We start from the raw sequence: 21292 nt of genomic DNA, 5'->3' as shown, positions 1-21292 counted from the left end.
GCCCTGCTGCCCTGACCCAGGTTGCCGATGATCACTGAAGCTGGGCAGAATTGCCCAGGCAAGCGGGGGCGGATCAGAGCCATGGCGTCAGGCAACGGTCCGGCTCCGGGGGAGATGCTCGAGGGCAAGGCGCTGCTGGATCGCGCCCGGGCCCTCAGCAACCGGCCGGAGGATCAGATCGCCCGCGCCTGCGGCTATGTGGGGCCGAGCGGCCGGGTGCTGCGCAAGAGCTTCTACCGCGCGCTGGTGCTGGCCAAGGGGTATGCCCTGCCGGTTCAGGCGGAGGCGGGCGGCTCGTCCGGAGGGCGCGGACGGCAGGCCGAATTCCGCACCCGCGTGCACGGCAACGGCAACCTGCTGATCGGCCATGCCTACACGCGCCTGCTGGGCCTGGAGCCGGGCCAGACCTTCCGCATCGACCTGCACCCCGAAACCGGCGCGATCTGGCTGACGCGCCTCGAAGACGGGGAAGCCGGCGAGAACGGGGATGGCACCGGGGACAGCAGCGCCGGGGACAGCGACTGAACCCGGGGAATCCCGAGGGGGTTCAGTCCGGCTCGCCGGCATCGTCCGGCTCGTCGTCATGGAAGCTGGCGCTGAAGGTGAGCAGATCGATGCCGCTGAAGAGGAAGCTCACGCCCACCAGGATGCCGACCACGCTGAGCAGGGCCTGCTTGCTCATGGTGAGGATCACCACCCCCAGGGCCAGGGTCACCAGACCGTTGAGCAGCCCCCAGCCCCAGCCGCGGATGCGGCGGTGGGAGAGCGACACACCCACGGCCACCGCCCCCTCCGCCAGGAACACCAGGCCGAGGGCCAGGGCGAGGGTGGCGACGGAGGCGTCCGCGGCGGCCCGGCCCGAGCCCAGCTGCTGAATGATGGTGAAACCGGCCACCAGGAAGAGGGTGGAGACCACCAGCCGCCAGAAGATCAGCCAGCGGTTGAGCAGGCGGGCCCGCATCAGATTGTCGATCCAGCCCACGATGCCGCCCACCAGGAAGGCCAGGGCAACCACCGCCGTGGCCCACACGGAGGCCAGCACCGGGAAGAGCAGGGCCAGCACCCCCAGCACCAGCATCAGCACCCCTTCGAACAGGGTGAAGGCCCGCAGCTGGCCGCCCAGAAGCAGTCGGGAGGACCGGGTCATCGGCTCACGGCTCGGCTGCTCCGAAGCTAGGCAGACCAGCCGTGTTCGACCAGCCAGGCCGCATCGAGGGGGGGAGGCGCAGACGGGGGACGCGCGCGCAGCAGGCTCTCGGCGTACTTGGCCAGCAGGTCGGCCTCCAGGTTCACCGCGTCGCCCGGCCGCAGCAGCCGCAGGGTGGTGCCGGCCCAGGTGTGGGGAATCACGGCGATCCAGAAACGGCTGCCGCCCGCATCGCTGCCGGCCACGGTGAGGCTGACGCCATCCACCGCCACGCTGGCCTTGTCGCACACATAGCGCCCGTAGGCGGGATCCTGCCAGCGGATCACCAGATGCCACGACTCCTGCCGGGCCTCGATCGCCTCCACCAGCCCGAGACCATCCACGTGGCCGCTCACCAGGTGCCCGCCGAGCCGGTCGCTCAGGCGCAGGGCCGGCTCCAGGTTCACGGCGGCGCGCCGGTCGGCCTTGAGCGCAAGCGTGCTGCGGCCGAGGGTCTCCTCGCTCACATCGGCGCGGAAGCCGTCGCCCAGCCGCTCCGCCACCGTCAGGCACACCCCGTCCACCGCCACGCTGTCACCGAGCGCCAGCCCGGCGGGGCCCCAGTCCCCCGGGGATGACGCCCAGCGCAGCCGGACGCCGCCGCCTGCCCGTTCGATCAGGCCCGTGGCCCGCACCAGTCCGGTGAACATCGTTGCGGCCCTCCCCGATGGTCATAATCGATCAGAGGGGGAGCTGGACCATGGTGGAGATGAGCGTCGCCGGCATCGCGCTGGACGCTGCCAGCCGCAGTCCGATCGTGCTGCTGCGCGATCCCTCGGGCCGCCGCCAGGTGCCGATCTGGATCGACCAGGCCCAGGCCCAGAACATCCTCGCCGGCGTCGCCAGCGAGCCGCCGCCCCGGCCCCTCAGCCACGACCTGATGGTGTCGCTGCTGAAGGCCGGCGAACTGCAGCTGGAGCGGGTGATCATCCACGCCATCGAGGACAACACCTTCCGGGCCGCCCTCAAGCTCAGCCGCCAGGGCGAAGCCGAGCAGCCGCTGCTGGAGGTGGATGCCCGGCCCAGCGACGCGATCGCCCTGGCGGTGCGCACCGGCAGCGGCATCTGGATGCTGGAGGAGGTGGTGGCGGACGCCTCGATCCCCGTGGATGCCGAGGCCGACGAGCAGGACAGCAGCGAGTTCCGGCGCTTCCTCGACTCGGTGAGTCCCGCCGAGCTGGTGCGCCACCTGAGCCAGGCCCGGCCCGAGCCGGAAGCCCACGGCGAGGAGCCTGGTGAAGGGGGCGAGACCCGTGAGAGCGGCGATGACACCGCCGGCGACCAGCCGGCCTGAGCCCGCGGCCGGCGGGCCCCGGTCCTTCGGGGCCGGGCAGAGCGTGTCGCCCTTCACCCTGGGCACGATGCGCGCCCTGGCCAGCCCGGCCCAGATGGAATCGGTGCTGCGCGCCGCCCTGGCCGCCGGCATCAACCACCTGGAGACCGCCCCCGCCTACGGCCCGGCCGAAACCTTCCTGGGCCGGGCCCTGGCGGCCCTCGGCGCGGAAGGACGGGCACCGGCGGACGGCTGGCGGATCACCAGCAAGCTGCTCCCGGGCTGCGACCTGGAGACCGGCCGCCGGCAGCTGCGGGCGATCCTGGGACGGCTGGACGTCCCCCGGCTCAGCACCCTGGCGGTGCACGGCCTCAACCGGCCCGAGCACCTGCACTGGGCCACCCGGGGGCCGGGCGCTGAGCTGCTGGCCTGGGCCCAGGGCGAAGGCCTGGTGCACCAGGTGGGCTTCACCAGCCACGGCAGCAACGACCTGATCGAGGCCGCCCTGGCCACGGGCCGCTTCACGGCCTGCAGCCTGCACGTGCACCTGTTCGACCAGACCCGCCTGGCCATCGCCCGCGCCGCCCTGGCCGGCGGCATCGGCGTGCTTGCCATCTCCCCGGCCGACAAGGGCGGCCGCCTGTACGAGCCGCCGCCGGAGCTGCTGGCCGACTGCGCCCCGTTCCACCCCCTGGAGCTGGCCTACCGCTTCCTGCTCGATCAGGGGATCTCCACCCTGAGCCTGGGGGCGGAGCAGCCGGGCGATCTGGCCTGGGCCGCCGCCATCGCCGGACCCCGGACGGCTGGCGAGGGCTCTGGATCCCGCAAGGGAGAGGCGCCCAGCTGGCTCTCCCCGGCCCAGCGCGCTGCGCTCGAGCGTCTGGCCGCCGCCGGGCGCGGGCGCCTGGGCAGCGAGCGCTGCGGCCAGTGCCGCGCCTGCCTGCCCTGCCCCAACGCCGTGCCGATCCCTGAACTGCTGCGCCTGCGCAACCTGGCCGTGGGACACGGCATGCAGGCCTTCGCCGAAGAGCGCTACAACCTCATTGGCCGCGCCGGCCACTGGTGGGAGGAGCTGAACGCCGAGGCCTGCGGCCGCTGCGGCGCCTGTCTGCCCCGCTGCCCGCACCAGCTGCCCATCCCCGATCTGCTGGCCGACACCCACCGCCGGCTGGCCGCCGCGCCGCGGCGGCGGCTCTGGGGCTGAGCCCTGACGGCAGCGCAGTGCCGGCTCAGGCGGGAGGTGCGGCGGCGTCCCACACCGTCTGCAGGGCCAGCTGCTCGGGCACGCTGAGGGGAGGCAGGCTCCAGCAGCGCTCCAGCACCCCCTGCGGCGGCAGCAGCAGGGCGGCGATGGGATCCGGGAAGCGTGCCGCCAGCGGCTCCAGCACGCTGCGGGGCAGCGGCGGCACCCAGCCGTTCTGCAGCAGGGCCGGCAGCAGCGGCGGCTGCAGGGCCAGCTCCATCCAGTCCTGGGGTGGGGCGGCCTGCCCCCCCTGGGGCCGCAGCAGCAACTGCCAGCTGAGGGGCGCGCCTGCAGCCGGCAGCACCACGGCCAGCCGGGGATCGCGGCGCAGCAGCGGGATCAGCGGCCGGAGGGGCACCACAGCCGCCTCGGCCTCCCCGCCCAGCAACAGGTTGAGGGCATGGCGGTCGTCGTAGGCCAGGGGCTGGCGGCGCAGCGCTGCGATGCGCTCGTAGTCGCGGCCCATCAGCTCCATGCACAGCCGCGGACTGGAGGGCAGCACCAGCCGGCCGCGCAGGCTGGGGTCCAGCAGCAGGTCCCAGCCCTCCTCGCCCCGTGCGGCCAGGGCCGGCCGCGAGCGCAGCGCCAGCACCCAGGGGCTGAACGACCAGGGGAAGGCCACGGCGGGGGCCGTGCCGTCAGCGAACAGTCGTGCGGCGGGCCTGGCCCAGTCGGCCAGCCCGGCCAGCAGCGGCTCCAGCTGCAGCGGGCGCCACCGCTGCGGCGGCAGGGCCGTCGCCCAGCCATCCCCGAGGGCCACCAGGGCCGGTGGCGGCTGCGCCGCCGAGGTGGCGGCGAGGCGGGCACTGATGGCCTGGGGCTCCGGCAGCGGCCGGGCCCGCCAGGGCCGGGGCAGCAGACGCAGCCAGGCGGCGGGCAGGGCACCGCTGACATGCAGCAGCTCCTCGCTGGGCTGGGGGCGGCAGCCGGCAAGCCCGGTGGGCAGAGCCATCAGGCCCAGGCCAGCGGCACCGAGCCGGAGCAGCTGGCGGCGGCGCAGGACCGGAACGGAAGGGCTCATGGGGCCGACCCTACGCACCGGCTCCGGAGCCGGCGTCGGCGGCGTGGGCGAGCAGACGCCCGCAGGCACGGTCGCAGAGCCGGGCCAGCTCTTGAGGGTCCCGGCCGCAGCGCTGCCACAGCCAGGCCAGGCCGCCGGCGCCCACCCCCTCCTTGACGTAGCCGCGCTCGTAGTCGCGCAGGGCGGCGCTGGCGCAGCCGTGAAAGCGCAGACCCGCCACCTCCAGCCGCGGGCTCACCTGCCAGCGCTCGCCGATCAGGCCCAGCAGCCGCTGCAGATCGCTGCCGGCCTCCTCGGCCACCCAGGCGGTGGTGGCGATGATGGTGCCCCGGGCCAGCTGCGGGCGCCGCTCCGCGGGCGCCAGGGCCAGGGCCAGGGCCAGCACCGCCGCCATCTGGCTGCCCCCCGCCAGCAGCACCGGCACCCCCCGGCCCACCGCCGCCAGGGTGAGCGCCGCCGCCAGGGGCTGCATCGGATCCCCCAGCGCCGCCAGCACCGCGGCGGGATGGGCGCCCGCGGCCGGCAGCCCTGCGGCCGTCAGACCGCGCCTCACCAGGCCGGCCTTGAGCCCATGGGCGCTGCGGCGCAGGCTGCCGCTCACCAGGCCGTCCGCCGCCAGCCCCAGACCCCGCAGCACCGCCAGAGCCGTGCTGGTGCCCCCCGGCACGCACTCGGCGAGCACCAGGGGCTGGCGGGGATCCAGCCGTTCGCCCCAGCACCGCCCCCGGCGCAGCAGGGCCTCCGCCCGGGCGGCACCCAGGGCGCGGCCCCCGCTCAGGCAGGCCGCCGGTCCGCCGCCTTCCGCCGCGGGCAGGCGCAGGTGGGGCACGGCCGGGGCCACGGCGCAGCCCAGGTCCACCACCGTCAGCCGGGGCAGGAGCCCCAGCTCCGCCAGCACCACATGGCTGATCAGGGCCGGGCTCACCCCGGCCGGCAGGGGCGGCAGGGCATGCACCGGCGGACGCCCGGGGCCCAGCACCAGCAGCTCGGCATCGGCGGCGGCGGTGCTGCGGCGCGCCTCGGCGGTGGCGCCGGCGGCGGAGATGCCGGGCACCGCGGCGGTGGCGGTGGCGGCCAGCAGCAGCAGCACCCGGCTGCGCTGCCAGGTCTCCGGCGGCAGGGAGGCCGCCGCTGCCGAAGCGCCGCCGGAGACAGCCATGGCGGCGGCTCAGAGCGGATCCACCGCCACCAGGGCGCGCAGCACCCGGGGCGGTTCGGAGATCGGCGCCTGCAGGCGGGGGAAGATCCAGTAGGCCACGGCGTGCAGGGTGAGCACGATCACCACGTTCTGCACCCACACCAGCAGCACGGCCGCCCACTGCACCTGGTCCAGCTGCACGGCGGCGGCAAGACCGAGGGGCGCGGCGAGCCGTTCCAGCACCCCGGCGGCAGCGGTGGTGATCACCACCCAGAGGTTCTCGCCCACCAGCACCGACAGCACCGCCACCCGCACCAGGAAGCCGGCGGCACCGATGACACTGCCCAGGCCCCAGCTCAGCCACCAGCTGCAGCGCCGCCGCCAGCACCAGCCCAGCCACAGGGCCAGCAGTCCGTAGGGGAAGACCACCAGCGGGCCACGGATCGGCCCCATCAGGGCCACCAGCAGCAGGGTGGTCACGGCCAGGCCCTCCCCGGCGCAGCGCCAGCCGTGGCGCAGCTGCAGCAGCGTGAGCGGCAGGGGCAGGGCCAGCCGGAACAGGGGACTGCCCACCGGGAGGTAGTAGAGGGCCACCCAGAGCAGGGCGGTGGCCGCGGCCAGGTAGGCGGTGTCCATGAGCTGGCGCGCCTGGCGCGGGCTCAGCCGGCCGCCGGAAGGAGGGGCCATCAGCGGGTGGCCGGAGGGCTGACGGGATCCGGTGCAGGGGTACTCGCCGGGGCGGCCGGAGCCGCGGCGTCGGGAATCCGCTCGATCACTTCCACCTCGAAGGCCAGTCCGGCCGCCCGCAGGGCCCGGGTGACGGCCTCGGCCGGGGCCGAGGGATCCGCCCCCGTGAGGCGCAGGGTGAGGCGGTAGGGCGCCGGGGCCATGGCGACCGGGGCCGGGGGCGAGCCAGCAGCAGGAACCGGCGCGGCGGCCTGGGGCTGGGAAGGGGGTGCAGCGGGGGACTGACCGGGGGGCGACGCCGGGGCGGGAGCCGCCGCGGTGCCGGGCCCGGAACCCACGGCAGGACTCTCCGGGGCCGGAGCCGGAGCCGCGGCGTCCTGGCCCTCGGGGAAGCTGCCGCTGAGCTGCTCGCCGAAGGGCGTGCCGCTGCAGGCCGTCAAGGCCAGAGCCAGGGGGACGAGGAGCGGCGGCAGCCGGCGATCCATCAGCTGTCGGCCGCCTTGATCACCCGCACGGCGCTGGCGCGCAGGCGGCCGGTCTTGGTGGTGGAGGGAGCCTTGCGGGCGGCGGGGGTGCCGGCACTGGTGCGGGCGCTGCTGGATTTGGCCGTGCCTGATTTGGCGGTGCCTGTTTTGGCGGTGCCCGTCTTGGTGCTGCTCCTGCGGCCCTTCCTGCTGCCGCTGGCCGCCTTGGCTGCCAGCAGCTCCACCGCCTGCTCCAGGGTGATCGTGTCGGCGGTGGTGCCCTCCGGCAGCGAGGCGTTCACCTTGCCCTGCTTCACGTAGAGGCCATAGGGGCCATCGAACAGCTGGATCGCCTCCTCGGCCCCCTCGGGGGTGCCCAGATCCTTCAGGGCCGTGCGGCCTCCGCGGCCGCGCTTGGGCATGGCCAGCAGCTCCAGGGCGCGGGAGAGCCCCACCATCAGCACGTCGTCCTCGGCCTTGAGGGAGCGGTAGTCCTTCTCCCCCTTGCCCTTGTGGTGCACCACGTAGGGCCCGAAGCGGCCCAGGCCGGCCTCGATCCGGCCGCCGTCGGGGTGCTCGCCCAGCTGGCGCGGCAGCCGCAGCAGGCCGAGGGCATCCTCGAGCTTGAGCTCCTCGGGCTTGACGCCCTTGGGCAGGGAGGCCCGCTTGGGCTTGGGGTTCTCATCGCTCACCTGACCCCGCTGCAGGTAGGGGCCGTACTGGCCGAAGAGCAGATAGATCAGCTCGCCGGTTTCCGGGTCTTCCCCGAGGGCCTCCGGCCCCTCGGCCTTCTGCCTGAGAATCAGCTCGGCCTTCTCGGCATCGAGATCGGCCGGGGTGATCTCCTGGGGCAGGGTGGCCTTGAGCAGCTCCTCCGTGCCGTCGTCGGCCACGCGCTTGGCCTCCAGGTAGGCGCCGAAGCGGCCGATGCGCACCACGCAGGGCAGGCCCTCCAGCTCCACCGTGCGCGACACGCCCGGATCGATGTCGCCCTCACGCTGGGCCACCTGGGTCTCCAGGCCCTTCTCGCCCTTGTAGAAGCTCTCCAGGTAGGGCAGCCACTGCACCTGGCCGTGGGAGATCTCATCGAGGGTGTTCTCCATCCGGGCGGTGAAGCCTGTGTCGACCAGATCCGGGAAGTGCTCCTCCAGCAGGGCCGTCACCGCGAAGGCGGTGAAGCTGGGGGTGAGGGCGTTGTTCGCCAGGGTGGCGTAGCCGCGGTCGACGATCGTGCCGATGATCGAGGCGTAGGTGGAGGGACGGCCGATGCCCTCTTTCTCGAGCATCTTCACCAGGGCCGCCTCGCTGTAGCGGGCCGGCGGCTGGGTCTGGTGGCCGAGGGCCTCCACCTCCCTGCAGGCGGGCTTGTCGCCGGCCTTGAGCGCCGGCAGCAGCACCTCCTGACCCTCCAGGGCCGCGTCGGGGTCGTCGGAGCCCTCCACGTAGGCGCGGAAGAAGCCGGGAAAATCGATGCGCTTGCCGCTGGCGCGGAAGCTGGCGAGGCCCAGATCACCCCCATCCACCTCCAGATCCACGCTGAGCATGGTGAGCTTGGCGTCGGCCATCTGGGAGGCCACCGTGCGCTTCCAGATCAGTTCGTAGAGGGCCAGGTCGCGGCCGTCGAGGCCGGTGGCTGAGGGGTCGCGGAAGCTCTCGCCGGCGGGCCGGATCGCCTCGTGGGCCTCCTGGGCGTTGCGGGCCTTGGTGGAGAACTGGCGCGGGCTGGGGCTCAGGTAGTCCTGGCCGTACTTGGCGCCCACGCAGCTGCGGGCGGCGCTGATCGCCTGCTCGCTGAGGTGCACCGAGTCGGTGCGCATGTAGGTGATGAAACCGCGCTCGTACAGCCCCTGGGCGGTGCGCATGGTTTCGCGGGCCGAGAGCCGCAGCTTGCGGTTGGCCTCCTGCTGCAGGGTGCTGGTGGTGAAGGGGGCCACCGGCCTGCGCACGGTGGGTTTCTCCTCCACCGCCGCCACGGTCCAGGGGGCGGCGAGCACGGTCTCGCGCAGCTGGCGCGCCTCGGCCTCGCTCAGCAGGCGCACCTTGCTGCCGGCCTTGAGGCCGCCGGTGTTCTCGTCGAAATCGGAGCCGCCGGCGATCTTCACGCCGCCCAGCTGGCTCAGCTTGGCCTCGAAGCCGCTGCCGCCCTGCTCCAGCCGGGCCCTGAGGTCCCAGTAGCTGCCGCTCCTGAAGGCCCGGCGGGCCCGCTCACGCTGCACGAGCAGGCGCACCGCCACCGACTGGACGCGGCCGGCACTCAGCCCCCACGCCACCTTCTTCCACAGCAGCGGCGAGAGGGTGTAGCCCACCAGCCGGTCGAGGATGCGGCGGGTCTCCTGGGCGTGCACCAGCTCCATGTCGAGCTCGCGGGTCTGCTCCAGGGCCCGTCCGATCGCCTCCTTGGTGATCTCGTGGAACACCATCCGCTTCACCGGCACCTTCGGGTTGAGCAGCTGCAGCAGGTGCCAGCTGATGCTCTCCCCTTCCCGGTCTTCGTCCGTGGCCAGCAGCAGCTGGTCGGCGCCCTTGAGGGCGTCCTTGAGTTCCTTCACCACCTTCTTCTTGTCCTTCGGCACCACGTAGAGAGGCTCGAAGGCGTTGGCGGTGTTCACGCCCAGGTTGGCCCACTTCTCGCCCTTGTGGGCCGCCGGGATCTCGGCGGCGTTGTTGGGCAGGTCACGCACGTGACCCATCGAGGCCTCCACCCGGAAGTCCTTGGGCAGAAAGGCACGGATGGTGCGGGCCTTCGTGGGGCTCTCGACGATGACCAGGGTGTGACCCACAGGCAGGTGGACGACCGCTTCCCTCTTTATCGCACCACCCGGCCAGGGCGGCGGTCCGCGGCCCCACCCGAGCAGCCTGAACAGCGCGGCTACAGTCACTCGCAACAAACCCTGGCCCCCAGAGCCGCTGTGATGTCCCTGCCCGGCGCCCTTCTCACCGCGGCCAACCCCGCGGTCGACGCCATCGGCAGCGGCACAGGCGTCTCCAGCCTGGCCCTGCAGCTCAACGCCGGCGCGATCGCACCGGAGGCTGCGGTGCTGCTGGCCCTGGTGGCCTGCCTGCTGGTGGACCTGGCCGGCGAGAAGGCCGCCAGCCACTGGGTTCCCCCCCTCAGTTACGCCGGTCTGGGCGGCTCGCTGGTGCTGCTGGCCCTGCAGTGGAGTCCCGCCGACCTGCAGCCCTCGTTCCTGGGCAGCTTCCTGGCCGACAACCTGGCCATCGCCTTCCGCGCCGTGGTGGCCGCGTCCACCCTGATCACCCTGATGCTCAGCTGGCGCTACGTGGAGCGCAGCGGCACGCCGGTGGGCGAGTACGCAGCGATCCTGCTGGCCGCCACGCTCGGGGCCATGTTCCTGTGTGGCTCCACCGACCTGGTCAGCATCTTCGTGTCGCTGGAAACCCTCTCGGTGGCCAGTTACCTGCTGTCGGGCTACATGAAGCGGGACGCCCGCAGCTCAGAAGCGGCCCTGAAATACCTCCTGGTGGGCTCGGCGGCGGCGGCCGTGTTCCTCTACGGGGCCTCCCTCCTCTACGGCCTCACCGGGGGCTCCACCAGCCTCGAGGCCGTGGGCGCCGCCCTTGAGACCAGCGCCAGTCCGATCGCGGCCCTGGCCCTGGTGTTCGTGCTGGCCACCGTGGCCTTCAAGATCGCCGCCGTACCGTTCCACCAGTGGACCCCTGATGTCTACGAAGGCTCTCCGACCCCGGTGGTGGCGTTCCTTTCGGTGGGCTCCAAGGCCGCCGGTTTCGCCCTGGCCCTGCGCATCCTGGTGGGCTGCTTCGGCAGCTTCGATGAGCAGTGGAAACTGCTGTTCACCGTGCTGGCGGTGCTGAGCATGGTGCTCGGCAACGTGGTGGCCCTGGCCCAGACCTCGATGAAGCGCATGCTGGCCTACAGCTCCATCGGCCAGGCGGGATTCGTGATGATCGGCCTGGTGTGCGGCACCGAGGACGGCTACGCCGCCATGGTGCTCTACATGGCCGCCTACCTGTTCATGAACCTGGGCGCCTTCGCCTGCATCATTCTCTTCTCCCTGCGCACCGGCAGCGATCGCATCAGCGACTACGCCGGCCTCTACCAGAAGGACCCGCTGATCACCCTGGGCCTGAGCCTCTGCCTGCTGTCGCTGGGCGGCATCCCGCCGATGCTCGGCTTCTTCGGCAAGATCTATCTCTTCTTCGCCGGCTGGGCCGATGGCCAGTACCTGCTGGTGGTGGTGGGCCTGCTCACATCGGTGGTGTCGATCTACTACTACATCTCGGTGATCAAGATGATGGTGGTGAAGGAACCCCAGGAGGCCTCCGATGTGGTGAAGGCCTACCCCGCCATCAGCTGGTCGCTGCCCGGTCTGCCCTCCCTGCGTGCCGCCCTTGTGGGCTGCGTGATCGTCACCGCCGTGGGCGGCATCCTCTCCAGCCCCCTGTTCACCTGGGCCAGCCAGAGCGTGAGCGGCACACCGATCCTCCAGGCCACCCTTGGCTGAACCATCGGCCGCCGTGGACCTTCCCGTGGCCGAGCTGATCGGTGTGGAGAAGGTCTACGGCAGCGGTGACGCCGAGGTGCGTGCCCTCGACGGCCTGGATCTGCGCGTGAACCAGGGGGACTACCTCGCCGTGATGGGCGCCTCCGGCTCCGGCAAGAGCACGGCGATGAACATCCTCGGCTGCCTCGACCGGCCCAGTGGCGGCAGCTACCGCCTCAACGGGGTGCCGGTGGAGACCCTCAGCGACGATGAGCTGGCCGATCTGCGCAACCGCGAGCTCGGGTTCGTGTTCCAGCAGTTCCACCTGCTGCCCCAGCTCACGGCCCTGGAGAACGTGATGCTGCCGATGGTCTATGCCGGGGTGCCCGCCGGAGAGCGCCACCGGCGGGCCCAGCGGGCCCTGGAGCGGGTGGGCCTGGGCCAGCGTCTGCACAACAAACCGAACCAGCTCTCCGGCGGCCAGCAGCAACGGGTGGCGATCGCCCGGGCGATCATCAACGAACCGGCTCTGCTGCTGGCCGACGAACCCACAGGCGCCCTGGACTCACGCACCACCGATGAGGTGCTGGGGATCTTCGACGAACTGCACCGCAGCGGCATCACCGTGGTGATAGTGACCCACGAGGACGATGTGGCGGCACGGGCTGAACAGGTGGTGCACTTCCGCGACGGGCGCATCACCGGCTGACGCCCATCGGGCCGTCGGCTCAGCCCCCCACCGACGACGCCTCGCCGCCGGGCAGACCAGGCCGCTCCAGCCGCTGCAGCAGCTGGCCCATCAGCTGGGCGATCACATCGCTGCCCAGGGGATTGAGGGGATTGGAGCCCTGGTCGAAGGGGCCGGGGTCGACGGCCACCCAGCCGCCATCGCCGGGCAGGCGCAGCTCGAAGTGCAGGTGCGGGCCAGTGCTCAGCCCGGTGCTGCCGACGCGGCCGATCACCTCGCCCTGGCGCACGCGGTCACCCGGTTTCACATAGAGCTCACTGAGGTGGGCGTAGAGGGTGCGCCGGCGCGGGTTGTCGTGTTCGAGCTCGATCGCCAGGCCATAGCCGCCGGCATTGCCGCTGCTCACGACCCGGCCGGTGAGGGCCGCCACCACCGGCGTGCCCGTGGGCGCCGCCAGATCGATTCCGGCATGCATCAGCCAGCTGCCCAGGATCGGATGCAGGCGGAAGCCGAAGCCGCTGGTGTTCAGCGCCGAGCCGATCACCGGTAACAGCAGGCTGCGGTTGCCGTTGCCGGCCACGGGCGCGGGGCGGGGAGTGACCGCGAACACCTCGGCGAGACGGAGGCTGCTGCCATCGCCGATCAGCAGGGAACTCACCGGCACCGTGAGGGGTGTCGTGCTGAGCGGGTCGCCCATGACCCCGCTCCAGCCGCTGCTGCCGGCGGCCAGGCCCTGCTGGGCCGCCTCGCGGGCCGCGGGGTCGGAGGGATCCAGGGGCCAGGCCTGATTCTCGTTGCGCCCCCGCCAGCGCACCACCACACCGGTGCTGCACTCCTGCTCGGAGAGCGCGCCACTGCGACAGGCCTGGCGGTGGGCGGGAGCCGTGACGGGCGAGGTCATGGCTCCCGTGCGGATGCGGTTGCGCTCGCTCTGGGTCACGACGCCGTCACGCACCAGCTCATCGAGGGAGCGGTCGAAGCGGCGGGGTTCAGGAGCGGCCAGGGTGCCGGGCTCCAGGCGCAGGGGGGCTGGGGCGGGACGGGCCGCCGGCGGGGAGACGTCTGCCGGCGAGGCCGCTGAAGGTCTGGGCTGGGCCCTGAGGGGCTCTGCGGCAGCAGGGGGGATGTCGGGCTGTCGGGCCGCCGGGGGCAAGGGCGCAGGCTGGGGGATCGGCTCAGCGGCGGGGGCAGCGGCCGGGCGCGGGCTGGAGACCGGGGCGGTGAGCGGTGGCTCTGCCGACGCGCGCTGGGCAAGGCCCAGACACGCCACCCCGAGGCTGGAAATGCTGAGCAGCGCAACACCCACGCGCAGGGGCGCCAACCGCCGGAGAACAGGGGGCACGGACAGGCGCGGAGAAGAGCTGACGGGCGGATTGTAAACAAACCCCCTGACATCGGAACCGCGGCCTATCGGAACGGGCCGCCTATCCGAACGACCGCCCGGGACGTCAGAACCGCCGCTGCAGGCGCGTGCTGAGGGGGCCCCGGCGCAGGCGCAGGCCGCCATCCACGGCCAGACCCTCCACCTGCCAGACGGCCCCGTGATGGAGCAGCCCCTCGGGGCTGGGCAGCAGACGGGCCTCCGCCAGCCGGCGCACGCTCTCTCCGCAGGAGGCGTGCCGGCAGGCCCAGTCGAGGGCCCGCAGCAGGCGCCGCTCGAGCGGGCGCGGCCGGGCCTGGGGGTGGAAACGCCCCGCGCCCCCCAGGGCCTCCGCCAGGGCGATGGCACCGGCAGGGGCGCGATTGACGCCGTTGATGCCGATTCCCACCTGGGCCCAGCGCACCGCACCCCCTCGCAGCCGCAGCCGCGGCAGCACTCCGGCCAGCTTGCGGCCCTCCAGCAGCAGATCGTTGGGCCACTTGATCCGCGGTTCCACGCCGAGAGCCTCCAGTTCCAGCGCCAGGCCCACCACCACCGCCAGGCCGAGGGCGGCTGAGGGCCGATCCGGCCAGGGCATGGCCGCGCTCAGCCACACGCCGCCGGCTGGCGAGTGCCAGTGGCGTCCCAGCTGGCCGCGGCCATGGCGTTGCCGCCTGGCCACCACCGCCAGGGGGGGCTCGCCGGCGCTGGGACCGCCGCCGCGCCGGCCCAGCCACCGCTCCAGCTCGATCTCGGTGCTGGCGCACACCGGCAGACGACGCAGCCGCCAGGGACCAGGACCAGAACCAGGGAGCCGAGCTGGCGCCGTCAACGGCGGGCCAGCCAGCGGCCGATGCGCTCGGCTCCGGCTTCGAGGTCGGCCTGCGGGTGCACCAGCGCCAGCCGCACCCAGCCCTCGCCCCCGGGCCCGAAGCCGTTGCCGGGGGTGAGCGCCACTCCCGTACCCTCCAGCAGGGCGCCGCAGAAGTCCTCCGACGCCAGGTCTCTGGCCTGGGGGGGCAACGACAGCCAGAGGTAGAGGGCCATGGAGGGATGCCGCACCGGCCAGCCGGCCGCCTCCAGGGCGGTTGCCATGGCGTCGCGGCGCCGGCGGTATTCCGCTCGCAGCCGCTCCGGCCACTCGGGGGCCCGCTCCAGGGCGGCGATGGCACCGGCCTGAAGCGCCAGGGACTGGTTGAAATCCACCACCCCCTTGAGCTGGCGCAGGGCGGTGATCAGCCACTCGGCGCCGATCGCGAAGGCCAGCCGGTACCCGCCCAGGCACCAGCTCTTGGAGAGGGAGAAGAACTCGATGCCGCATTCCCGCCAGGCCGGGTTGCGCAGCAGGGCCGGCGCCTCCCCCTCCAGGGCCAGGTCCACATAGGGATTGTCGTGGGCCAGCACGATGCCGTGGGCGAGGGCCTTCTCCACCGCCGCATCCAGCCAGGCCTGCTCGCCGGTGGTGGCGGTGGGGTTGTGGGGGAAGCCGAGCACCATCAGCTTCAGGCTGTCCCACTGGACGGCCGGCAGGCGCTCGAAGTCGGGCCGCCAGCCGCTGGCCGCATCGAGGGGGAGCAGCACCGGCCGGGCCGAAGCCAGGTGCAGGCCCCCCATGTGGGAGGGGTAGTAGGGGTCGAGCAGCAGGGCCGCGTCGCCGGGATTGAGCACCGCCAGGGGCAGGTGGGCCGTGCCCTCCTGCGACCCCACCAGCAGCAGCACCTCGCGATCGGCGTCCACCTCCACCCCGAAGCGGCGCCGGGCCCAGCCCGCCACCGCCCTGCGGAAAGGCGCGGTGGCGGCATGGAGGCAGTAGGCGGCACTCTCCGGCCTGGCCAGATGGGCGGAGATGGCCTCGATCGCCACGGCCGGAGGCTGCAGGTCGGTGGAGCCGAGGGAGAGGTCGAGCAGGGGCGGCAGAGCGGCGCCCGGATCGGCGGCCCGGCGGCCATAGGCCGCCTTGCGCTGGTCGTTGCGGGCGAAGACGCCGCTGCCAAGCCGGCTGAGGCGCTCAGAGATGGGCATCCAGGAAGGCCTTGAGCTGGGCCTGGGCCATGGCGCCCTCATGGCGGGCCACCTCCTCGCCACCCCTGTAGAGCACCAGGGTGGGCAGTCCCTGCACCTTCATGCGGTCACGGCTGACGGGATTGGGATCGGCCTCCAGCTTGCCCACCGTGAGACGGCCGGCGTATTCGGCGGCCGCCCAGTCCATCAGCGGAGCCATCAGCCGGCAGGGACCGCACCACTGGGCCCAGACATCCACGAGATAGGGCGTGGACGACTGCAGCACCTCGGTCTCGAAACTGGCGTCGGTGAGCTGGGCGGCGGGCACAGGGCGGACAACGGCGAAGCTGGATTGTATGGAGCCCGGCCGCCGCCGCCGGACACCCCCACGTCACCGGGACCTCAGAGCTGGTCGATGGAGCGCTTGAGCTCCTGGAGTTCCGCGTCCACCTCGGCCACCTGGGCCGGCTCGAGCCGGGGCACCGGGGCATCCTCGGCGGGCAGGGCGATCGGCTCTTCCGGAACCCCCGCCAGGCGGTTCTTGAGGGCGGCCAGCTCGTCGTCCACGTCGCTGCCCTGCAGGGCGGCGAACTGGCTCTCCAGATCGGCGCCGGCCAGTTCCGCGGCCGCCTGGCTGCGGGCCTCGAGGATCTGCACCTTCTCCTCCATGCGCTCGAAGGCGGCCATGGCGTTGTCGGTGCCCAGGCCGTTCACGGCGCTCTGGAGCTGCTCCTGGGCCTTGGCCGCCTGGGCCCGGGCCTTGAGCATGTCCTTCTTGGTCTTGGCCTCGGCGATCTTGGCCTCCAGCGCCACCAGGCTCTTCTTCAGCCCCTCCACCTGGGCCGACTGGCTCTGGAGCTGGGTGTTCAGGGCCGTGGCGGTGTCCTGGTAGGTCTTGCGCCGGGAGAGGGCTTCGCGGGCCAGATCCTCCTCGTTCTTCTTCAAGGCCAGTTCGGCCCGTTCGTACCAGGTTCTGCTCTGGGCCTCGGCCTGCTCGGCCTGGTTCTGGATGCGCTTCTGGCTGGCGATCGCGGTGGCCACGGCCTGGCGCAGCTTCACCAGATCCCGCTGCATGTCCTCCACCGACTGGTCGAGGATCTTCGCGGGGTCCTCCATGTTGCTGATCACCGCGTTGGCGTTGGCGCGAAACAGGCGGCTGAGGCGGTCGAAGAAGCCCATGAAGGGGAACGGGGCGATGCTTGAGGCTAACCACATCCGCCGCGGCGCACCGCCGGGCCGCCCATGGGAGAACCGAACACCCCTGAGCGCCGCCGCCGCCGCAGCGGACCGGCCGGTGGCAGCAGCCCGGAGGCCGTCACGCGCCGTGTGGGCACGCTGTCGCTGCTGATGCCACCCCCCCGGCCGGGGGCCACCGGCCTCGACCGCTGCCTGGAGTCGCTGCAGCGGGACTGGCAGCAGCAGGGCCATCTGGCCGCCATCTGGCAGCGCTGGCCCCAGCTGGCGGGTCCCCAGCTCGCCCCCCACTGCCGGCCGCTGCGGCTGCAGGGCTCCAGGCTCACGGTGGGGGCCGCCCCGGGCCCCTGGCTGCAGGCCCTGCAGTACCACCGCCATCAGCTGCTCGGGGCCCTGCGCGCGGCCGGCTTCGCGCTGCGGGATCTGCGCATCGAACAGCATCACCCCACCCCGCCGGCCACCCCCGGCGCCGAGGAGGAGGCCCTGGTGTGGGCCCGCCATCCCAGCCGGGTGGATGTGCACGGCATGGCCAGTTGCCCGGGCTGCGGCTGTCCTGCACCGGCCGGCGAGATGGCGCGCTGGGGGCACTGCAGCTTCTGCCGGCGTCGGCAGCTGGCGGCGGCGGCCGAATCCTCCGTCCCTCAGTAGCGCTCCGGCCGCGGATCGCGCCAGTCGGCCCGCACCCCGGCCCGGCGGAGCTGGGCGGCCCGCTGCTCCAGCCGGCGGCGGTCGAGGCGCCAGAGGCGATAGATGCCCGCCTGCTCGAGCAGCTCGGGCTCCAGGCCGCGCCAGTGCTCGCGGGACGCGGTGTCGGCGTCGATCACCAGCAGCACCTGGGGCCGCTGCGCGGCGCTGCTGGGCTCCTGGCCCTGGCGGCGCTCCCCGGCCAGCCGTTCGGCCAGGTTCACCAGCCCCGCCGGTTCGGCCCCCTCGTAGATCACCACCCGGCGGCCATAGAAGTGCAGGGAGGGCTTGAGCATGCCCACCATCGCCAGGGGGTCGCCACCTTCGGCAGCCGGCGTGCGCTCCCCCACCAGCGCGGCCAGGCGCCGCACCGGCTCGCCGCGCAGCTGGTCGCCCAGGTGCCAGAGCGGCAGCAGCGCCAGGGGCACGAACAGCACCAGCGGCAACTGCAGCGCCAGCAACGCCGCCGCCGAGCCGCGCCGCCAGCCGATGAACCCCAGCGCCGCGGCCAGCAGGAAGCAGACCGCGGCCACCGTCAGCCGGCCGCCGGCCAGCAGCAGAGCCGGAAGCCCGGGCATCTCGGGCGTGACGATCAGGGGCACCCACAGCGGCGCGGCGGCCAGGGCGGCGGCCAGCAGCAGAGCCAGCAGCAGGCTCAGCCGCCAGGGCAGCCGGGGGCGGCGCTGGGCGGCGAGGGCGATCAGCACCCCCGCCGCCGGGGTGGCCGGCAGCCAGTAGCTGGGCAGCTTGGTGGCGGCCAGGCTGAAGAACAGCAGCACCGCCAGCAGCCAGCAGGCGGCGAAGCGCTGCAGCGAGAGGGCCGGCGGCGGGGCGGGTGAGCGCAGGGCCCGCACCAGACCCTGCATCAGCAGCGGCGTGAGCGGCAGGCTGGCCAGCACCAGCATCAGGCCGAAGAACCACCAGGGGGCCTGATGGTCGTTCACCACCGCGGTGAAGCGCTGCAGGTTGTGGTATCCGAAGAAGCTGCGCCAGAAGGGCTCGCCCTCCACCACCAGGGCCGCCCCGTACCAGGGCACGGCCACCAGGACAGTGAGCAGCAGGCCCCGCAACGGCCGCAGGCACCGCCACAGGCCGCGCCAGTCGGCCTGCAGCCAGGCGAACAGCACCAGGGTGAGGCCCAGCAGCACCACCGCCACCGGCCCCTTGGTGAGCACGGCCAGACCCAGCACCAGCCAGGAGGCCCACCAGCGGCGTCCGCCGCTGGCGTAGCTGCGCCAGGCCAGCAGCAGGCTCACCGCCAGCGTGCCGGTGAGCAGGGCATCGCTGACGGCGATCCGTCCCCACAGCAGCACCAAGGGGGAGAGCGCGAAGGCCAGGCCTGCGGCCAGGGCGGCGCTGGCCCGCTGGCGCCGGGCCTGGGGCCACAGCAGCAGGGTGTGCACCAGCACCTGCATCGCCACCACCGTGGCCAGGGCCGAGGGCAGGCGGGCCGCCCAGGTGCCCAGCGGATCCCACTGGTTCTGGCCGGGCAGGGCGTAGAGCAGCCCCATCGCCCAGTACACCAGCGGCGGCTTGTCGTAGCGGGGCAGGCCATTCACCCGCGGGATCAGCCAGTCGCCCGTCTCGGCCATGGCCCGGGCCGACGCCGCGAACAGCGGCGGGGTCTCATCCACCAGGCCCGTGGATCCCAGCTGCCACACGAACAGCAGCAGCCCCAGCCCCAGGCTCAGCAGCAGCACCCCCCGGGCCGGGCCGGCGGCCACCGGCTCGGGTCGGGGCCCGGTGGCGGCCCGGGCCGCGTCCTCAGACCCACGGGCAGGCGCAGGAAAGCCGTCGGAGCGTGACACGCGAGGCGATGGCAGGAGCCGGCCCCGACCCTATCGGTGCCCCTCGACGAGGGCCGACAGCCAGTCCTCGATGCGGGCGGCGAACGCCTGCTGGGAGCAGTGGGCCTCCACCCAGGCCCGGCAGCGGCGCCGGTCCAGGCCCCGGGCCCGCCGCACCGCCGCCACCAGAGCGTCCACGTCATCGGGCTCCGCCAGAACCCCCGTCACCCCGTCCTGCACCAGCTCCGCCGGCCCGCCCCGGGCGTAGGCCGCCACGGGCACGCCGCAGGCCAGGGCCTCCACCACCACGTTGCCGAAGGCCTCATTCCACTTGGGCGTGTTGAGCAGCACCGCGCAGCGCCCCAGCTCCGCCTGCAGCCGCTCGGTGGGCAGGAACCCCCGCCAGTGGATGGTGCCCGGCGGCACCAAAGCCTCCACCCGGCGCGCGTAGGCGGCGTCCTCCTCGAGGCCCCACACCACCAGGGGCAGACCCAGCCGGGCTGCGGCCGCCGCCGCGTCCTCGAGCCCCTTCTCCGGCGCGATGCGCCCAGCCCAGCCCAGCAGGGGCTCGGGCTCGGCCTGAAACTGATAGCGGCTGAGGTCGAAGCCGTTCCCCACCAGACGCGGCGGCTGGGGAAGATCGAAGTCGGCCGCCTGGGCGGCGGTGTGGAAGGCCAGATGGCGGGGGTGGCTGCGGGCGATCTCGGCGATCACCGCATCCATCACCGCAGCCACCGAGCCCATGCTCACCAGGTGGGCCAGCGGCGTGGCGGTGTGGGGCGTGAGCCAGAGCGGCAGCCAGTCGTAGGCCAGGTTGAGGATCACGTCGAACCCGGCCTGGTGGGTCAGGGCCCGGCGCCAGAGCCGGCCCAGCAGGGCATCGGCTGGCAGCTCCACCGGGGCGTTGCGGGGCCTGTGCTGCCAGCTGGGCTGATCCGTGCCCCGCTCGCCCCAGATCACGGCCCCCGAGCAGGACTCCGGCAGCCGCGAGCCCTCAGCCGCCAGCACGGTGAGCCGGTGGCCGCGGTCCAGCAGGCCGGCCACCAGCGCCAGGGCCGTGATCTCCACCCCGCCGCCGCGGCCGCTGCCCAGGGCCCCCACCGGGGTGCTCACCACCAGGATGCGCATCAGAGGCTCCGCCAGAGCACCTGGCGGCGGTTGATCAGCAGCACCGACCCCAGCGCCAGCAGGGCGCCCAGCCACTGCAGGGGCTGCAGCTGCTCCTCCAGCCAGAGCACGCCGCAGAGCAGGGCGAACACCGGGGTGAGGAAGGTGAGGGCCGTGAACCCGGTGAGGTCGCCCTGGCTGGCGAACCAGAAGAACAGGCCGTAGGCCAGGGCGCTGCCCAGCAGGGCGGCATAGGCCATCAGCCCCCATTGCCCCGGCGACCACTGAGGCAGCCAGGGGGCGCCGGAACGCACCGGCAGCTCGGCCAGCACCAGCAGCGGCAGCCCCCCCAGCAGCAGATGCCAGCCGGTGACGGCCACCGGATCGCTGTGGCGGGTGGCGAAGCGGCAGAGCACCGTGCCCACCGCCATCGCCGCGGCGGCCCCCAGCATCCACAGCTCCCCATGGCTCCAGGGCTTCACTCCGGATGCGATCGGCCCCTGCAGCCACCAGTGGCCCAGCACCGGTGCCGGCAGCCCGAGGCAGAGGATCCCCAGCAGTCCCAGCAGCAGGCCAAGCCAGCCCACCGGATTGATCGCCTCACCGAAGAGGCTGCGGGCCAGCAGGGCCACCAGCAGGGGCTGGGAGTCGATCAGCACCGATCCCAGGCCCGCGCCGGTCTCGCCCAGACCACGGGCCAGCAGCCCCTGGAACAGGCTGGCATCGACGACGCTGAAGGCGAGCAGCCAGGGCCAGTCGCGGCGGTCGACGGCGAGGGGCCGGCGCAGGGCCAGCGCCGCCAGCAGCACCACCACCCCGGCGGGCAGCAGCCGCAGGCTGGCCACCTGCAGCGGCGTGCCGCCCTCCAGCAGCGGCCGCATCGCCGCCATCGCCGTGCCCCAGAGGGCGAACGGCAGCAGCATGGCCAGGAGACGCAACGGGGGAGGCAACGGACGGGCGGGCAGCGGGAAACCGGGTGACCGGTTTTTAAGATCC

The 21292-nt window shown here is 73.3% G+C and carries 21 protein-coding genes; 6 read left to right on the top strand and 15 right to left on the bottom strand.

Going from position 1 to position 21292, the window contains the following annotated elements; genetic code table 11:
* The first annotated feature begins 114 nt into the window (after positions 1-114).
* Positions 115-525, top strand: coding sequence for an AbrB family transcriptional regulator (locus KBY90_RS01145; protein ID WP_254966913.1), 411 nt, complete (start codon positions 115-117; stop codon positions 523-525).
* 22 nt (positions 526-547) lie between these two features.
* On the opposite strand, the gene KBY90_RS01140 is transcribed toward KBY90_RS01145, so the two are convergent.
* Together KBY90_RS01140 and KBY90_RS01135 are read right to left on the bottom strand one after the other, a co-directional pair.
* Positions 548-1147 (bottom strand): HdeD family acid-resistance protein, encoded by a 600-nt coding sequence (locus KBY90_RS01140; RefSeq protein WP_254966558.1) that lies wholly within the window; start codon positions 1145-1147, stop codon positions 548-550.
* A 26-nt stretch (positions 1148-1173) separates the two neighbouring features.
* Complete coding sequence (locus tag KBY90_RS01135) at positions 1174-1836, bottom strand: riboflavin synthase (RefSeq protein ID WP_254966557.1); 663 nt, start codon at positions 1834-1836, stop codon at positions 1174-1176.
* 50 nt (positions 1837-1886) lie between these two features.
* On the opposite strand from KBY90_RS01135, the gene KBY90_RS01130 reads away from it, so the two are divergent.
* Positions 1887-2480: a bifunctional nuclease family protein gene (locus tag KBY90_RS01130; RefSeq protein ID WP_254966556.1), complete on the top strand. Its 594-nt coding sequence runs from the start codon at positions 1887-1889 to the stop codon at positions 2478-2480.
* Between the two features lie 67 nt (positions 2481-2547).
* Positions 2548-3663 carry an aldo/keto reductase gene (locus tag KBY90_RS01125; protein WP_254966912.1) on the top strand — a complete coding sequence of 372 codons (1116 nt, stop codon included), beginning with the start codon at positions 2548-2550 and terminating at the stop codon, positions 3661-3663.
* 25 nt (positions 3664-3688) lie between these two features.
* Here the strand turns inward: KBY90_RS01125 and KBY90_RS01120 are convergent, their stop codons facing one another.
* The 5 genes from KBY90_RS01120 to topA are packed head-to-tail and all read right to left on the bottom strand — an operon-like array spanning position 3689 to position 9792.
* Positions 3689-4723, bottom strand: coding sequence for a twin-arginine translocation pathway signal (locus KBY90_RS01120; protein WP_254966555.1), 1035 nt, complete (start codon positions 4721-4723; stop codon positions 3689-3691).
* A gap of 10 nt (positions 4724-4733) precedes the next feature.
* Positions 4734-5882: a nicotinate-nucleotide--dimethylbenzimidazole phosphoribosyltransferase gene (locus tag KBY90_RS01115; protein WP_254966554.1), complete on the bottom strand. Its 1149-nt coding sequence runs from the start codon at positions 5880-5882 to the stop codon at positions 4734-4736.
* A gap of 9 nt (positions 5883-5891) precedes the next feature.
* Positions 5892-6548, bottom strand: a complete 657-nt coding sequence (locus tag KBY90_RS01110; RefSeq protein WP_254966553.1) for a DUF2232 domain-containing protein — start codon at positions 6546-6548, stop codon at positions 5892-5894.
* A complete protein-coding gene (locus KBY90_RS01105; RefSeq protein ID WP_254966552.1) occupies positions 6548-7033 on the bottom strand; it encodes a hypothetical protein in 486 nt (161 codons plus the stop codon). The genes KBY90_RS01110 and KBY90_RS01105 overlap by 1 nt, the downstream gene beginning before the upstream one ends.
* Complete coding sequence (gene topA / locus KBY90_RS01100) at positions 7033-9792, bottom strand: type I DNA topoisomerase (RefSeq protein WP_254966551.1); 2760 nt, start codon at positions 9790-9792, stop codon at positions 7033-7035. Before topA ends, KBY90_RS01105 begins: the two co-directional genes overlap by 1 nt.
* Before the next feature lie 132 nt (positions 9793-9924).
* Here topA and KBY90_RS01095 point away from each other — a divergent pair, with 132 nt between their 5' ends.
* Together KBY90_RS01095 and KBY90_RS01090 are read left to right on the top strand one after the other, a co-directional pair.
* The gene (locus KBY90_RS01095; protein ID WP_254966550.1) at positions 9925-11496 is read left to right on the top strand and encodes an NAD(P)H-quinone oxidoreductase subunit N; all 1572 of its coding nucleotides are present in this window, start codon (positions 9925-9927) and stop codon (positions 11494-11496) included.
* Between the two features lie 13 nt (positions 11497-11509).
* The gene (locus KBY90_RS01090) at positions 11510-12184 is read left to right on the top strand and encodes an ABC transporter ATP-binding protein (protein WP_254966549.1); all 675 of its coding nucleotides are present in this window, start codon (positions 11510-11512) and stop codon (positions 12182-12184) included.
* A 19-nt stretch (positions 12185-12203) separates the two neighbouring features.
* Here KBY90_RS01090 and KBY90_RS01085 read toward each other — a convergent pair whose 3' ends face one another.
* The 5 genes from KBY90_RS01085 to KBY90_RS01065 form a co-directional block, all read right to left on the bottom strand.
* The gene (locus tag KBY90_RS01085; protein WP_396122476.1) at positions 12204-13505 is read right to left on the bottom strand and encodes a M23 family metallopeptidase; all 1302 of its coding nucleotides are present in this window, start codon (positions 13503-13505) and stop codon (positions 12204-12206) included.
* A 106-nt stretch (positions 13506-13611) separates the two neighbouring features.
* Positions 13612-14292, bottom strand: a complete 681-nt coding sequence (locus KBY90_RS01080; protein WP_254966548.1) for a biotin--[acetyl-CoA-carboxylase] ligase — start codon at positions 14290-14292, stop codon at positions 13612-13614.
* Positions 14293-14351: 59 nt separating this feature from the next.
* Positions 14352-15545, bottom strand: coding sequence for an aminotransferase class I/II-fold pyridoxal phosphate-dependent enzyme (locus tag KBY90_RS01075; RefSeq protein ID WP_254966547.1), 1194 nt, complete (start codon positions 15543-15545; stop codon positions 14352-14354).
* Complete coding sequence (locus tag KBY90_RS01070; protein WP_254966546.1) at positions 15532-15852, bottom strand: thioredoxin domain-containing protein; 321 nt, start codon at positions 15850-15852, stop codon at positions 15532-15534. Before KBY90_RS01070 ends, KBY90_RS01075 begins: the two co-directional genes overlap by 14 nt.
* A gap of 74 nt (positions 15853-15926) precedes the next feature.
* On the bottom strand, positions 15927-16703 hold the full coding sequence (locus KBY90_RS01065; RefSeq protein WP_254966545.1) for a PspA/IM30 family protein: 777 nt from the start codon (positions 16701-16703) through the stop codon (positions 15927-15929).
* A gap of 63 nt (positions 16704-16766) precedes the next feature.
* Here KBY90_RS01065 and KBY90_RS01060 point away from each other — a divergent pair, with 63 nt between their 5' ends.
* The gene (locus tag KBY90_RS01060; protein WP_254966544.1) at positions 16767-17366 is read left to right on the top strand and encodes a DUF721 domain-containing protein; all 600 of its coding nucleotides are present in this window, start codon (positions 16767-16769) and stop codon (positions 17364-17366) included.
* Here the strand turns inward: KBY90_RS01060 and KBY90_RS01055 are convergent.
* From KBY90_RS01055 to KBY90_RS01045, 3 genes are all read right to left on the bottom strand, one after another.
* The gene (locus KBY90_RS01055; protein ID WP_254966910.1) at positions 17360-19102 is read right to left on the bottom strand and encodes a glycosyltransferase family 39 protein; all 1743 of its coding nucleotides are present in this window, start codon (positions 19100-19102) and stop codon (positions 17360-17362) included. The genes KBY90_RS01060 and KBY90_RS01055 overlap by 7 nt on opposite strands.
* Positions 19103-19240: 138 nt before the next feature.
* Positions 19241-20317 (bottom strand): glycosyltransferase, encoded by a 1077-nt coding sequence (locus tag KBY90_RS01050; protein ID WP_254966543.1) that lies wholly within the window; start codon positions 20315-20317, stop codon positions 19241-19243.
* Positions 20317-21219 carry a DMT family transporter gene (locus KBY90_RS01045; RefSeq protein ID WP_254966542.1) on the bottom strand — a complete coding sequence of 301 codons (903 nt, stop codon included), beginning with the start codon at positions 21217-21219 and terminating at the stop codon, positions 20317-20319. Before KBY90_RS01045 ends, KBY90_RS01050 begins: the two co-directional genes overlap by 1 nt.
* Positions 21220-21292 lie beyond the last annotated feature (73 nt).

This window comes from Cyanobium sp. CH-040 (assembly GCF_024346135.1).
In the GTDB taxonomy this organism is placed as follows: domain Bacteria; phylum Cyanobacteriota; class Cyanobacteriia; order PCC-6307; family Cyanobiaceae; genus NIES-981.
Note: the sequence above shows the minus strand (reverse complement) of the source record. Positions and strands in the feature narration are given on the sequence as shown.